We start from the raw sequence: 15,125 nt of genomic DNA, 5'->3' as shown, positions 1-15,125 counted from the left end.
TTCTAAGTTTAATAGCGCTCTTTACAATATACAACTTACAGAGCTTACCCACTCATTCTTTGACTGACCCGAGGAGCACGCCTTTGGCAAAATGTCTTTGCAAGAAAGGATAAACGATTAAGATAGGAACGGTTGAAACAACGGTCACGCTCATCTGAATCGTTTTTCCAGGCGGAATCGCTCCCTCGAATGAATTGGCGGAATCGCCTATGCCCGTTTGCGACAAAATGACGATTTGACGCAGCCATACCTGTATCGGAAATTTAGCCGAATCATTGATGTACAGCAAGGCATTAAAAAATGCATTCCAATGACCGACCGCATAAAAAAGCGTTAATGTCGCGATAGCCGGCATGGACAACGGAATAACGATTCGAAAAAGAACGTGCAAATCATTGCAGCCGTCTATTCGGGCCGAATCCTCCAATTCATCGGGCAGCTGCGTAAAAAAGTTTTTCAAAATAATCAGATAAAATGCGCTAATGGCTCCCGGTATCATCAAAGATCCGTAAGTATTCAACAACCCCAGACTTTTGATAACCAAATAAGTAGGAATCATGCCTCCGCTAAATAACATGGAAAAGATAACCAACAATAAAACCGGTTGACGCACACGCAAGCGTTTATTTGCGAGCGGGAATGCCATCAATGAAGTAAAAATGATATTGATGGCCGTTCCTACAACGGTAATAAAAACCGTGATCAATAATGAATGGGGAATGACATTTGAACTGAAAACATAATGGTAAGCCTCTAATGAAAATCGCTCCGGTATGAGAATGAAGCTTTTCTTGAGTGCTTCTTCCGGCGAGGCGAACGAGCCGGTGACGTTGAGAAGAAATGGAATGACCGTCACGAAAGCCAGAACAAACAAAAGAATATAATTGATGCTGTCGAACAACCTGCTGCCCCATGACCGATATAAGTACATCGCACTCTCTCCTTTCCTAATGATAAAGCGTGTTCAAAAGTGGGAGCGGAGGCCCCTCTACTTAGCAGCGGTCTAACTTTTGAATACGCTCTAATAAATTCCTTCCTCGCCAAACTTCTTGGCCAAGCGATTCGTTATCAAAACCAGAACGAGTCCGACTACCGCCTTAAACATGCCGACTGCGGTGCTGAAACTGAATTGGCCACCTTGGATCCCGACCAAATACACATAGGTGTCGAACACTTCACCAACTTCACGGTTCAATGCGTTGAGCATCAAAAAGATTTGTTCAAAACCATTGTCCAAAAACGATCCCAACCGGAGAATCAGAAGGATGATAATCGTACTACGAATTGAAGGTAAAGTAATATGATATAGCTGTCTCCAACGATTAGCGCCATCCATTCTGGCCGCTTCGTAAAGCTGGGGATTCACTCCGGCAAGCGCCGCCATAAAAATGATCGTTCCCCAACCCGTTTCTTTCCAAATGACTTCCAGCGTCACCATAGACCGAAACCACTCAGCGCTATCGAGAAAATGAATTTTTTCGAATCCAAGCGACTGGATCATCTCATTGATAATGCCGTCTTTAATCGAAAAAAAACTATAAAAAAAGCTCACGACAATAACCCACGAAAGAAAATGCGGAACATAAATCAACGAGACAACCACTCTTTTGTAAAACTCATGCCTGATTTCGTTCAGCATTAACGCAACAATGATTGGCAATGGGAAGAAAAAGAAAATATTATAAACGGCCAAGATCACGGTGTTCCGCATCAGCATCCAAAAATCGGGGCTGGCAAATAAATACTGAAAGTGAGCAAAGCCTACCCATTCACTCTTCATAATTCCGAGGAAGGGCATATAATTTTGAAAGGCTATGACCAGCCCCCACATCGGAATATATTTGAAAACTAAAAAATAAAGCACTCCCGGGAGCAGCATGAGATACAACCAACGATCCCTCTTTAATTCTTTCAAAGCCATTTTCATGATTCCGTTTGTCCCGACACCGGTTCGAAGCTGCGATTTCCAAGTTGAGTTTGTTTGTGTTTTCAATTTTCAACCTCCTCTCTGCTTTCTGAATTCACAATAGCAAAGAGCTGCTCCACCCGTAAATAATCCATTCTGCATATCCCTGTTGATCATCAGATCCTCGTCCTTTTGCAATAATCCGTAGAGCACTACGCTAATGATTATCGCACGAAAAAGCACGCAGAACGTTGACTTTTCACGATAAGTAAACGTTTTTCGTGCTTTTTTACAATGCGTTAGCGCTTCAGAATTTGTCCCGATATTGCTTAGGTGTTATCCCCTCCATCTTTTTAAAATAGCGTATAAAATTTTGCGAATTGCTAAATTTCAGCTTCTCGGCGATTTCCTGCACTTGAGCATTGGTTTCAGACAACCATTTTTTAGATATGTTTAAACGGTATTGGGATAAATAATCACTAAAAGTGCTGCCCGTTTCTTTTTTGAAAATTTGTCCCAAATAATTAGGATTGTAATGAAGACGGGATGCACAAGCTTCAAGCGTCAAATCCAAATCGTATTCATCATGTATGAATTGAACCAGGGCCTTGGTTATATTTCTTTGCTGGGTTTCGCTCCGAGCCAACATTTCTTCTATAATCGGTTCAATGACGTTGTCATAAATCCAAAGCTCCATCTCATGCGCAGATTGTTGCAGCAATTGATCCAGTTGGTCGAAAAGCGGTTTTTCTTTAAATAATTTCAAAAACATCTCATCCGAGTGATGAGAAATCTTAATCAAATCAATCAGTAACAGAAAAACAAACATGGAACAATATCTGTATCCATAATGTCCCGAGTATATTTCCGCTACAAAAGAGTGAAGGGCACGCTTCGACTGATCGATGTCGCTAAATTTAATGGAATCAATGACCTCCTTTACGATAAAGGCGGGATATTTCGATGCTGCTGCTTTATCCTCTTCAAAATCAGACGTATACAAGATCGCTTCACGCCCATGAGTAATCCTTGACTTTAATGCATCGACCGCCTCATGGTAAGCAATGGAAGCATGCACCGACTTTGAAAAGGGATTGCTAATTCCAATACTGACTTGAAGCTTCAAATATTGCTTAACTGTTTGCTGAATGGAACGCGATAGTAAATAGACATCCTCCTTGAAAACATCTAAGTTCTTATGCGTAACCCCAACCAAAACCACTTGAATATTATTGATAATGACAGGATACAGCACCAATAATTGTGACGCGATTTCACCTAGCATATTTTTGACGGCAAAAAGCAATAAATCCCTATCCGCCTCTCTGTAGGCTGTGCCATCCAATGTATCGATTTGCACCGTCAGCACACAATATTGATCCCAACTCACAAGGTTTCCAAATTTACTCTCGACCTCATGCTGCTTTACTTCTCCTTGAAACAGTTTAAAGGCAAAAAAATCGTTTAGCTGGTTGGTTTGAATATCCAATTGGCCCTTCAATTTGTTGCTATCTTGAAAAAAGTTTTGGATGCTTGTATTTATAAAATCCATTTCATTGCTTTGCACATGGAGATTGGATTTATCATTGGAATTCGATGCGACCAATTGATATAATCGTTTGATAGGTGAATAGAGCTTTCTCGTGCCCAGAAATGAAAACACGAAAAACACACCAATCACTACAAAGCTGGTAATAAAAATAAATAATCCGATGAACCCGGAATTACGTTTTGCCTCTAATGTCGATACCATGGATAAATAAGTCCAGTTATATTTGGCGGACTGCAAGAAAATTAACGAATATTCGACACCTTTTATGTTGGTTAGAAAATCTCCTCGCGGGTTCTCTTTTTCTTTGGATTGAACCAAGCGAATGACATTATTGATATCTTCTTTATTGAGGTCATATTGCGATAAGTTTCTGATCACATTACCATTGGCTTCAATGAGGGTCATCTCACCCAAGTCTTTACTTGCCACAAGTTCTTTATTGATGCCGCTGCTGGAAATTCTGGCCCGAATGACTCCCTGGAATTTATTAAACGACGAAAAAGGAACCTTAAGCGTATATTGAAAATAGTCGGAGTTCACGTTGTTCCAGGAAGAGCTCGAAGGCGTTTGCTGGATCTGTCGAATTTCTTCAGAGCCGTAAACCTCTTGAAGCGGAAGCAATCCACCGTTGCGCAAAACCCACCCTTTTTCCAAATTAATAATTTCGATGCTGCTTATAATTGAACCATGCGAATATAAAGAACTGATATCCTGAATAATATTTCTAACCTTTACATAATTATCATAGCTAATTATTTTGAGGTCATCTTCCAATATGCTTGTAAAGCTCGGTGATAGAGAAAATTGTACGATTGCGCTTTCAATAGATTGAAGAGAATTTTCTACTTGCAGCTGCGTTTGAACGAGAAGTTGTGAATTGATCTTATTAATTTTCTCATTAATTAAGTTTGTTGTTTTCAAATAGGCTATGTAACCGAGAAAAGAAACTGAAATAATGACCATTATGATATTGAAAGAGAGCAATTTTAAAAAGTAACTTTTATTTCTCATTGTAATTCTCCTATTCCCTTCGAAGTATCGGCTGTAACCCCTCAATCATACCTGATTGTCAGCGTAAAATCCTCCTTCTTTAGTTATAGGAATTCATTTTTTGGTTACGACAACGATTAACATGGAAAAACGCGGTGAGCAGTAGCTAATCCACAACCGCGTTATCACTATTGACTATGAGAGAAAGAACTCATTTGCATTTAACATTTACCGTCCTGTACGGTTTGGAGCTTTTACTCTTCAAATAGATGCCTTCATGCCGTATCTGCCGCGGATATTACAATGCATCTGATTCAATAAAAACTGTCTGACAGCTTAACGGCCTCCGGTTCGTCATCCCAACATAGCTTTCTGGCCTTGTAAAGACTTAAGTGCTTTAACGTTCAAGAGTGTTTAAATAGGTAATTACAGATCTCTCACTAAGCGGTTTAACTACTAAGAACAAAGGTGATGTTTATGAATGATGATATAGGTGATTTGAAAAATATGATCCCGCATTTTATTCAAGTCGTACACAGAATCGTAACGCCCACGTGGGAAAATCAGAGACAGGTATGGCGCACACATTCTTTTATCCTGGTGTATGATGGTGAAGCTGTCATTGGCTGTAATGAAGAGCGGAGAGTTTCCAGAGGGGATTTGATTTATTTCAAACCTGGAATCATTTACCTAACTCGATGATTCCTATCTTCTATCAAGAGTCATCTACTTGTTTCAATGCCTGGCCAAGGAATGGGTTTCACCCAATACGTTCAGTAAAGTGTTCCGAGAAAGAGCATATTTCATGGAAATGCTGCATCTTCTATTCTTATGGAACTCGTCTAAACAAACGCTAAATTACGACAAAATAAGGAAAGTAGAGAAAGTGACTGCGTACATGTTACTGGAAGCTCGCCTATTGAGTATTTGATCAATGTTCGTATTAACAAGTCCAAAGAACTAATGAAGGAAGGTTATCAAAATATTAGTGAGATCTCGGAACAGGTAGGGTTCAACGACGCGTTTTACTTCAGCCGGTGTTTCAAGAAACTGGAGGGCATTGCGCCTTAAAATTACCAAAGATGGCATTTTCTCAAAACCGATTAATTTAACAAAGCGACCGCTAGGTGCACTCCATACTTGCCAGCCCTTGTTCAGCAGCGGTATTCAAACTACAGCTAATACTGTCTGTTACATCAATGGAAAAGAGGAGCTGCCAAATAGCGTTAATCATTTTGTCTGATAAAAAAAGCAGACAGCCTTATGCAACTTACGTTGCTTTAAGACTATCCGCTCACATCAGGTTTTTCTACGTTGAGACAACCTGCGATCCTAAAATGGTTTATAACAAGATTGGAGATGGATTAATCTGATCCATATAGCTGACCACAAGCTGCATTAATATCTGATCCAAATTGGGTTCTGATAGTGACCTTGATTCCCCTTGACTTTAATATCTGAACGAACATTGTGACACTGTTTCGTTCGGATTGCCCATAACTTCGGGGCGTCTCATCGGTCGAATTGTACGGTATCAGGTTAACATGATAGAGATGCTCCCATAATCCCCGTCCCCGCAATAAATGAGCAACAGCTTCCGCATGTTCTGTTGAATCATTTATCCCCCTAAGCAGTATATAAGCGATGTACACCTTTCTCCCCGTATGCTGTATGTGACTGTCCAACGCTTTCATTACTTCATGCAGTGGGAACCGATTATTAATGGGCATCAGTTCACTTCTCTGAGCGTCGAATGGTGAATGTAGCGAAAAGGTCAAGTTAACTTGTGGGAAGTCCTTAATCAGCCTGTATATTCCCGGCAGTATACCGATTGTAGAAACAGTAATTCGTCGATGGCCTAAGCCAAATATTTGCGGGTCAGTCAGTATCGTCAGCGCGTCAAAAATATGAGGATTTGCAAGCGCCTCCCCCATTCCCATAAAAGAGACACTGTCCAAGGCATGCCCATTCAAGTGAAAGTGCAGTAGTTGGTCGGTTATTTCATCGATTGTAAGATTTCTTTTCAAGCCGATTGTACCTGTAGCACAAAAGCTGCAACCAAACCCGCATCCACACTGGGAGGATATGCAATACGATTCCCACCCACGTTTATAACTTAACCTAACTGCCTCTATACGCTCACCACCTGCTATGGCAAACAGAATCTTGCTGACCTGATTTGATTTTTTTTCTAATACCGGTGTGACGCTGGATACATTATTACCAAGTTCATTGATCAATTCGTCACGCAATAACTTAGGTAACATGGTCATATGTTCAAATTCACCGATTTTTTGCTTGAAAATTGCGTCTGTGATTTGAAGATATCTGTAAGCTGGCTGTTTCAGGCTCGAAATTATATGCTGAATCTGTTCATATTTTGATTTTGGTTGCATTGTTTTCTCCTTTAAGCACGGAGAAAAACGCAAAAAAGCACCAGTCAACCGGAGCGTTTTTGCGTTTTACATTAACCAAACTATACTATAAAGAAATACTAAGCATTATAGAAGTTATCGCTTAGTATATCTTTGTATAAGAGGATAAAGTTCCGGTAGCTTCTTAGTTATTTTGTGAACCATGTCGACAATCGTTTTAAAAGACAGGTTCACATTAACATCTACAACTTCCAGCATCACTTTATCCCCCCTTATCATTGGAATTGCTAAAAATAAACAAATGAAAATGTAACATAAATTCTAATCACAGTCAAGATTATCATGCAGTATGTGTCAAACATGATGAAAAAAAGTCAGCTGATTGCACCCACTTGAATTTCAAATAAACATTGCGTCATATCAATTATGAAATAATATTACAGCCGAAGCCTGCAAGCCGTTTAGTGCTTCGGCAGCCTGATCCTCACAACCGTGCCTGACATGGATCGGCTGGAAATCCGCAGACCGTACGACTCGCCAAAATGAAGCTTTATTCTTTCCTGCACATTGGTCAATCCGATGGAATTAAACGATTGGGCATCGTGCTCATCAACCCTCCGCTCCAGCAGCAATCGCCGGTAATCAGGAGCGATGCCGACGCCATCGTCAATGATATACAGATTCATCGCCCCTCCCCGCTCCCGTGCGATCACATGAATCGTTCCCGCTTCGCTCTTCGGCGCAATCCCGTGATAAATCGCATTTTCAACCAAGGGCTGCAGCGTCAGCTTCAGCATCCGGCAGCCTAGGAGCGCGGAATCCACATCGAACACGCAATCAAACTGCTCCCCATAACGAATCTTCTGGATTTGCACGTACATTTTCAGGGCATCCAGCTCCTGCTGCAGCGTTACGAACTCGGAGGTTTTATTGAAGCTGTAATGCAGCAGACCACCCAGAGAACGGATCGTCTCCCGTACCTCCGCGATTTTTTGCTGTTTGGCAAGGCTGCTGATGCAGGTCAGGGTATTGTATAAAAAATGCGGCCCGATCTGATTTTGCAGCATCTTCAGCTCATAGTCCTTTTTACTCGATTCCGCAGCCTTGATTTCTTTAATCAGCACATGCACGCGGGATAGCAGCCGGTTGTAGCTGGAAGCCAGGCGTCCGATTTCGTCCTTGCCCTCGCGGTAAATCGGCTGAATCACATCAAAGTCCTGTACGCGATCCATCTTGAACGCAAGCTTACGGATCGGGCCCGTAATGAAGCGGGTGATGATCCACACGCTGATAAACAATATAAAAATCCAGAGCAGTGCGGCATGCCGGTAGTTGTCATTCAATTGATGAATATTTCTGTAAAAATAGTGCTCGTCAATCAGGGAAACGATACTCCAATTGAGCCGGTTGGACGCCGATTTGACGGCGATAAGCGGCCGGTCCGCACCCTCTACCACACTGGCCCCTGTCGACAATTCAGTAAGACGCCCGGCAAACGCAGGATCAAGCTGCCGCTGGTAAGATTCCGTTACATAAGGAACAAGCGGGCTCATCATGTCAATACTGACAAAGTTATTGCCCATCGTCATCACCGCAAAGGTCTGGTCAATATTGCCGATCATCTCGGTCAGCCGCGTTTTTAACAGGTTCAGATCGATTTCGACCGCTGCCGTTCCTACTTTTTTCATGTTGGCGCCGCGGATCGGCAGCACGAATGCAACCGTATTGCCGGAAACGGGAGAATAGTATGGCTCGCTCCAGTTCAGCGAAAACGTATCCTGGAGCATGGAACGGTGAATCTCCAGCAGGCGTGGATTGCCCATCGCCTCGGTTAATCCCTGCTTGCTCGAAAGCATCGTCCCATTGTCCTCCCTAATAAAATACAGCGTCTTGACGATGGTCGAGGTTTGGGAATATTCATATAAGGTCCGGCGAATTTCATAATCATTGCCGCTAAGCAGCAGATCCTGGCTGCTTCGCACCAGCAGCAGAATGCCCATAATCGTTTCAATATAAGCATCCAGTAAACGATTCGTTCGGTCCAGTATGATTTGCGAATCCCCGATAACCTGCTCACGCACGACTTTTTCGGCATCGCGAAGATTGCCCCAGGCCAGTGCGGAAAACAAGCCTGCAAATACGATGAACAAAAAGATGAATTGTTTGGTGGCGAGACCTGTATCCCGGTACATCTGCTGAAGTCGGTTCATGCCGCACTATCCTTTTTTATAATCAGTCGGGGTAGATCCCGTCCATTTGCGAAACAATACATAAAAGTAGCGGTAATTGGGAATGCCCACCTGCTCGGCGATCTCATACACCTTAAGGCTAGTAGTTGCGAGCAGCAGCAGCGCTTTATCCATACGCAGCCGCATCACGTACTCGTTGAACGATTCTCCGGTTTCCTGCCGGAATAGTCGGCTGAAGTAATGATCCCGCAGACCGACATATCCGGCGATTTGCGACAGCGTGATATCCTCTGCGAGCTTGTCGGCAATCAGCTGCTTTGCCTGTGCAACCTCATGCCGAACCTTATGGTCCTGCATCGAGCCCACCTCGTCAGCCAGTTCCTCTACAAGAGCGGCCAGTGAATCGGCCAGCCTGATCCGCTGCTGCACCGCATGCAGCTCGGCTTCCGTCCCGTGCGGGAACCATTCCTTGCGCCACACATGCACTAGCTCCTTCAGCTTATCGGGATCCGGCCTGTTAGCTGCTGCCCAGGCCGGCAAATCGCTGCGGATAAAACGAACAAGGCTTTGCGGATTTTTCATCGCCCTGCGCATCGCACTTTCCAGGTCTTTGGCAGCTGTGTCCATCTGCTGCCCTTCAATCCCTCCTGCTTCCGCCACCGTAAATACACGCTGCTGCGGCTCATAGAAGCAGATCATTTTTCCCTGCTCAAGCCATTTCAAGGCTTGGACGAGCTGCACATCATCGTTAACGGTGTCGGATATGGCGGCAAATAAACGCAGCTCATGGCGCAGAAAAGGAAACTTCGCGCTGATGCTGTTGTAAGCTCCGGATACGAGCAGGGAGGCCCACTGCAATTCATCAGACGGGTCCGCATTCGGCACATCCGATGGAGTTGCCAGGTCCGGGAGCTCGCACCTGACCGTCCAGGCCTTGCTTTCGTTTGTATCCCCCGGATTCGGAGCCGGACTTCTATCCGGGCTTGTAGCCCAATTCCGATTCCCTCTTGTGTCCTGCTCCCGCAGGATCAGGCATTTTCCTGGCCCATAGGGCAGCACCGCCGCACTCTGCGGATCGGCTTTAAGCGCATGGTTCGTATAACCGAGTATTTCCATATCGGTAAAAAGCAGATCCTGCTCATGCCCTATAGTATGCAGCATCGTCAGCTCGAGCGGATACCGCAGGCATAATCCTGTTTCAGCCATCTCTACGGTCATCGGACCGCGCTCCTGCGGACCTTTGCTCAACCAGCGGCGCAGCTGGCGGGCTTGCCCGTACTGGAAGCGATACTGCGTTTGCTCACGATGGGACTGCTCCTTTTCAATGGCAATCCGCGCCTTTTCGAGAGCCTGCTGCAAATGCCGGTCTGTCATCGTTACCTTGAGAATGTAATCCACGGCCCCCAGCTGCAAAGCCTGCTGCGCATATTGAAAATCGCTGTGGCAGGTCAGCACGATCACCTTGGTTTCCGGCAGCTCCTCTCTTAGCGCACGGAACAGCTGCAGGCCGTCCATGACTGGCATCGAAATATCCGTAACTACCACATCCGGTGCATAAAACCGGCAGAGCCGGAGTGCCTCTTCGCCGTTTTTCGCATCACCTACACACACTGCATGGCTCTCTTCCCAGCTGAAAGCCTTTAATTCCTCACGAATCGGCACCTCATCGTCCACAATCAGTACAGTCAGCGGATGATTCACCTATGTTCCTCCCATGATGCTTGGTAAGTACCTTCTTTCTGCATTTATTATACCATCAGCCTATCCCTCTGGCGTTACTATGTTTCACTCCGTCTCCAATCTTTTGGAGAAAGGAAACGCCTGCACTGTACTCCCGCCGCTGTCTGTTATGCTCACGCTGTTCAGGCTAATCATCGCCGAGCTTCTGATAAGCTTAGGAACAAACTTTAGCTCCAGCACCGGCTCATCGCTGCGAATGGCTGCTCCCGACGGCAGTGGATAGTCCAGCACAAGCGTGCCATTATGATTCTGAACGGATACCGTCTGGTCAGCGAGCAGCGGTACAGCACCCGCGAAATCAAATACCGTACTGTCAAACTGCAAACCGGCATGAATGCCGTATACGCTTCCGCCAACCGATCCATATACACTGCCATATACGCTTTGAGTCACCCCATAGAGATGGAGCTTCAGTGAAACCGAATCGCCTACTGTTGATTTGTTAGGCCCAGCCAACAGCGCCTCCGGCATAGGGTCCGCTTTCACCGTAACGTTTCCGGACTGTCCGGCAGACAGAATTCCGAAATACCCGTCCTGGACGATGGGATTGTCACGATCGATTACATCAAACACCTTTTGTGCGCCGGCATAACACAGCAGTCGTACGCCGCCCTCCACGTTGATCGCTCCCACATAAACCTGCGTTTTATTGCCGTCAAACTGTGTATTGGCAAACTCCCTGAACTGGGTCTGGCTGCCATTCACCCACTTTTGCAGCTCCCAAGTACCGGGCTTGAATACGATAAAATATGTCGTGTCCCCATTGTTGATCAGCTTGTTAGGCGTTTGCGCCCGAAGCGTAATTCCCGGCCATTCGCCGCCGTTGTTTAAGAAGGTGTACTTCAGGTCGAAGGCAAATACGCTGCTGCCGAACTTCTGGGCGCTGTATTTGGTCACATCCCTGGAAAATACGGAGCCATTGCTATTGTAAACATAGCTGTCCGACCAGCCTGAGGTGCTGCTCAGCATGCCGCCTACATCAGCCTTCGGCAGCAGAGGAACCGCGGTGGTTACAACTCGTTCTTCCATCAGGACAGCCGCAGCGATCAAGGCGGCCTTGGCTGCATCCAGCCCGCTTTTTCCGGTCAGCGGATCATCGAAGGCGATTTGCGATGCGGTCAGCACCGTCTGGAAAGCAGTCTTCGCTCCCGTCTCGTACTGGCCAGGCAGCGTGCCCTCCACCGCCGCACCCACAGCCTGCCGGACTCTAACAAGCTCGACCAGCATCCCGCTGCGCGCACTGAATATATCCAACTCAGCCTGCAAAGCCATGCGTGCATTCGTCATATCCGAACCACTCGAGGCCGGATTGGCTGCCACGCCAACCGCAGCGTCGACCGCCAACGCGAAATCCTCAAGCACGCCTTCCGCGTATTCGTCACTGGCGACCGCATTATCATAGATGCCGCGAGCCTGCAAAATAACGTCCCGCAGCACATCTCCCTCGCTGTGCCGGTCAAGCGGCAGTATGAGGCCGATATCATCAAAATAAACGATGCGTTCGAAGGCCTGCGGCTTATTGTTCCACGTTAATGCCGTTTCCGACCAGCTGTCGTCGGACAAGCCGTACAGCGTGCTTTTGGCACCCGCCGCTGCCGCTCCTGCGGCGGTCATTTTCAGCTTGGCGCTAATAATTTCCTTGCCCGCAAGCACTGTTAACGGAAACTTCAGGAAAATTTCTTCCTGGTAGCCGCTGTTCCAATTCGCAGCATTAAAGGAGGTCGGATTGGCGTAGTTCATATCGCCGTTGGTTGTACCGCTCCTCGTTCTGACCCCGGCGCTGCCGCTGGCCGTGATTTCAACAGGCACCGGCGAATCTGCTGTCGTTACGATCAGCCGGGGCTGCACGGTTCCGCTTCTGCGGATGCTGAATGTCGTACGGCTGTAGCTGCCCTTCATATTCAGGCTTGCGGTCTGGTCGCCTGCGGCTTCACTGCGGATAAATGCGCTGACGTCATATTCGAGCACGGAGGAGCCTGTTCCTGCTGACGTTTGCGTGTCCAGCTCGTACAAGCTGCCTCCTGCTCCCGTACCTCTGCCATCCGCTTTGCCGATGAAAACATCGGCTGTTGTTGCCGACGGTCCCGTCGTGAAATCGAATACGGTTTGGGTCCATCCCGTTTCATAAACATAACGCGTTACAGTGCTGCTGCCATAGCTGCGTACCCCGAATACGGCAGGCACGGCGGCATCTGTGGTTTTGGCCCACAAGGAGAGCGTGTAACGGGTATCCGGCTGCAGCCCGGAAACGGTTTGTTTAAGCTCCGCCTGCTGACCCTTCAGCAGCACGCTTCCGTTCTGGGTACGAACGGCTGCCGTTTGCGATGACCATGCGGCTCCGGGAGCGTACACGGCCTGCACGATGCCTGCTGTCGTATTCCACGACTGCAACTGCTCGCTGCTTTCAAAGCCGCCATTGATAATCAGATTCGCATACGGCGGAACGGTTCTCGTCAGATTGATAGCGGAAGGCGGATTCGCAAAATCATGCCCGCTCTTAAAGTCGCTCTGCCCGTACTCATATGCACCGATGTCGGGAGCGGCACCGGTATAACCATCGGTTATTCCAGCAATTACGGTGCCCATATCCACAGCTGGCGACTCTGCCTGAAGGCGGAAATCAAAATGCACCGGATCAGCAAACTTCAAATCGAGACCAGTCACGATATTATTGCCGGTCGCTACCCCCTTGGAGCCCGGGAAGCTGATACCGCCAGGCACGATGTTATTGTACACGCGGTCTCCGAACATATCGTCCCTGAATACGGCGGCCCATGTAAACATATCCGATGTGCCCGTGCCCGCCGTATTGTTGTAGACCAGGTTATAGTTGCTCGGCGAATTCAGACGGATCGGATCGGAATTAGGCACATTCCAGATCACGTTGTGATGAATCAGAAAATGGCTGCTCTGATTATCCGTATAGATGCCCATTCCGAGATGGGTATACATATCATGGAATTTGTTATAGCGAATTTCCGTGCCCATGCTGTGACTGCCGGCGGTATACAGCAAGCCGCTGTCCTTGGTCAGCATCCCGCCGTTCGATATGTCGTTATGCTCGACGATTAATCCGCGCGGCTGGGCAAGCTTGATTCCGTCGCGCCCGCCCCGGGCCAACGTATTGTAGCCGATATAATGCTGCTCGCCCAGCGTGGAAATCAGACCATTCCAGGTGCCGGCATAGTTGCCGTCGTGGAAGTAATTGTTCACAACCTGATGCTGATTGCCAGTCAGGTTGAGCAGGCTGCCGGAGCTGTAGGCAAACTCGCTGCCGCTGATTTCATTATAGCTTCCTCTGATCGTAATCCCGTTGTTGTCCTCATCAGGACGACCCTCGCCCTTGGCCGTTTTGTTGCGCGTATTGTGGGAAATATATTCGGCCTTCATCTGCCCAATCCGGACATGGTGGGTGCCGTCATCAGTCTTGAGGCTGGTCGCAAACAGCCGGATTCCTTCAATAGCTATATACGAGCGTCCCGAAAGATCGAAGCCGTAAAGCCGCTTCTTCATTTCAACCGCCGCTCCCGAAGGATCGTTGCCGCCAGGGGGCCACAGAAAAAGCTGCTGGCTCGCCTCGTCATACCACCACTCGTTCTGCGAATCCAAAGCGGCCTTAATACCGGACAGGTAAAAGGTGTTGCCGCTGCGGGCATCATAATTCGTACTGGCCGCTTTCACGGAATTGAACGTGATGATATGCGAAATTGGATCGAAAGCCGTTACCGTGCTATCCTGACCGGCCCATGCCGCCCCGCCAGCAAACCAGACTGTCGCGCCTGCCCAGTTCACTCCTGCCGGTATGTCGCTGTCCGTGATCGTTGTGTTGGTTCCGTTATCCGCAACAGCAAGCGTGGGCTCCATCAGCGTTCCCGTATTGTTGGGCCACCTCGCTTCAGGAATCATCGTACCATTCAGGAAAATCTGGTTGCCCGAGCCCAAGCTTCCAGCGATCGAAGCTTTGAATATGCCGGTGGGTCCTGCCGAATCCGCCGTCCACCCCGTGACCGGCTCCGACCCGCTGATCGTAACGATTTCGTTATTATAGCTTTTGAACGTCATCATAGTGGAGGAACTGCCCGAAGCAGCCGGAACTACCGTTTCCCTGTAGACGCCTCCACGGATAAAGCAGGTATCTCCAGCAGTCATCACATCCGCCGCTTTCTGAATCGTTCGCCACGGGTTTTCCAAGCTGCCGTCACCGGTAGTGTCGTTGCCCGAAACAGATACATAATAGTCATTAGGGGAAGCGCTTACAACATTCGTGCCGCCAGTCCATAAAATTCCTAACAGGACTGCCGCTAGCACCAGACCCAACCAGCCTACCCATCTTCTTTTTAACATAAGCCGCCTCCTTTTTGCTGCTCCAAGGT

At 47.3% G+C, this 15,125-nt stretch carries 8 protein-coding genes and 1 pseudogene; 2 read left to right on the top strand and 7 right to left on the bottom strand.

Annotation, left to right across the window (positions count from 1 at the left end):
- Positions 1 to 52: 52 nt before the first annotated feature.
- The 3 genes from BK127_RS25620 to BK127_RS25610 form a co-directional block, all read right to left on the bottom strand.
- Complete coding sequence (locus tag BK127_RS25620) at positions 53 to 931, bottom strand: carbohydrate ABC transporter permease (RefSeq protein WP_076234371.1); 879 nt, start codon at positions 929 to 931, stop codon at positions 53 to 55.
- A 90-nt stretch (positions 932 to 1,021) separates the two neighbouring features.
- Positions 1,022 to 1,927, bottom strand: a complete 906-nt coding sequence (locus BK127_RS25615) for an ABC transporter permease (protein WP_076234449.1) — start codon at positions 1,925 to 1,927, stop codon at positions 1,022 to 1,024.
- A 286-nt stretch (positions 1,928 to 2,213) separates the two neighbouring features.
- Positions 2,214 to 4,469, bottom strand: coding sequence for a helix-turn-helix domain-containing protein (locus BK127_RS25610; RefSeq protein WP_076234370.1), 2,256 nt, complete (start codon positions 4,467 to 4,469; stop codon positions 2,214 to 2,216).
- Between the two features lie 456 nt (positions 4,470 to 4,925).
- Between BK127_RS25610 and BK127_RS25605 the strand changes: the two genes are divergently transcribed.
- Entirely contained in the window at positions 4,926 to 5,150 is a 225-nt protein-coding gene (locus BK127_RS25605) for a hypothetical protein (RefSeq protein WP_076234369.1), read from the top strand.
- A 201-nt stretch (positions 5,151 to 5,351) separates the two neighbouring features.
- A pseudogene (locus tag BK127_RS45740) lies at positions 5,352 to 5,519 on the top strand (helix-turn-helix domain-containing protein); the annotation flags it as partial.
- A 293-nt stretch (positions 5,520 to 5,812) separates the two neighbouring features.
- Here the strand turns inward: BK127_RS45740 and BK127_RS25590 are convergent.
- From BK127_RS25590 to BK127_RS25575, 4 genes are all read right to left on the bottom strand, one after another.
- A complete protein-coding gene (locus BK127_RS25590; protein ID WP_076234366.1) occupies positions 5,813 to 6,844 on the bottom strand; it encodes a Cfr family 23S rRNA (adenine(2503)-C(8))-methyltransferase in 1,032 nt (343 codons plus the stop codon).
- Positions 6,845 to 7,284: 440 nt separating this feature from the next.
- Positions 7,285 to 9,033 carry a sensor histidine kinase gene (locus BK127_RS25585; RefSeq protein WP_076234365.1) on the bottom strand — a complete coding sequence of 583 codons (1,749 nt, stop codon included), beginning with the start codon at positions 9,031 to 9,033 and terminating at the stop codon, positions 7,285 to 7,287.
- Positions 9,034 to 9,039: 6 nt separating this feature from the next.
- Positions 9,040 to 10,713 (bottom strand): response regulator, encoded by a 1,674-nt coding sequence (locus tag BK127_RS25580; protein WP_076234364.1) that lies wholly within the window; start codon positions 10,711 to 10,713, stop codon positions 9,040 to 9,042.
- Between the two features lie 84 nt (positions 10,714 to 10,797).
- Positions 10,798 to 15,096: a CBM96 family carbohydrate-binding protein gene (locus BK127_RS25575; RefSeq protein WP_076234363.1), complete on the bottom strand. Its 4,299-nt coding sequence runs from the start codon at positions 15,094 to 15,096 to the stop codon at positions 10,798 to 10,800.
- Positions 15,097 to 15,125: the final 29 nt, after the last annotated feature.

The organism is Paenibacillus sp. FSL H7-0331, from assembly GCF_001956045.1.
This window is presented reverse-complemented; position numbering and strand designations above follow the sequence as displayed.

What these genes read in the sequence shown, in the direction of transcription:
- BK127_RS25620 (WP_076234371.1), bottom strand. Translation starts at nt 931, where the DNA reads ATGTACTTATATCGGTCATGGGGCAGCAGGTTGTTCGACAGCATCAAT.
- BK127_RS25615 (WP_076234449.1), bottom strand. Translation starts at nt 1,927, where the DNA reads ATGAAAATGGCTTTGAAAGAATTAAAGAGGGATCGTTGGTTGTATCTC.
- BK127_RS25610 (WP_076234370.1), bottom strand. Translation starts at nt 4,469, where the DNA reads ATGAGAAATAAAAGTTACTTTTTAAAATTGCTCTCTTTCAATATCATA.
- BK127_RS25605 (WP_076234369.1), top strand. Translation starts at nt 4,926, where the DNA reads ATGAATGATGATATAGGTGATTTGAAAAATATGATCCCGCATTTTATT.
- BK127_RS25590 (WP_076234366.1), bottom strand. Translation starts at nt 6,844, where the DNA reads ATGCAACCAAAATCAAAATATGAACAGATTCAGCATATAATTTCGAGC.
- BK127_RS25585 (WP_076234365.1), bottom strand. Translation starts at nt 9,033, where the DNA reads ATGAACCGACTTCAGCAGATGTACCGGGATACAGGTCTCGCCACCAAA.
- BK127_RS25575 (WP_076234363.1), bottom strand. Translation starts at nt 15,096, where the DNA reads ATGTTAAAAAGAAGATGGGTAGGCTGGTTGGGTCTGGTGCTAGCGGCA.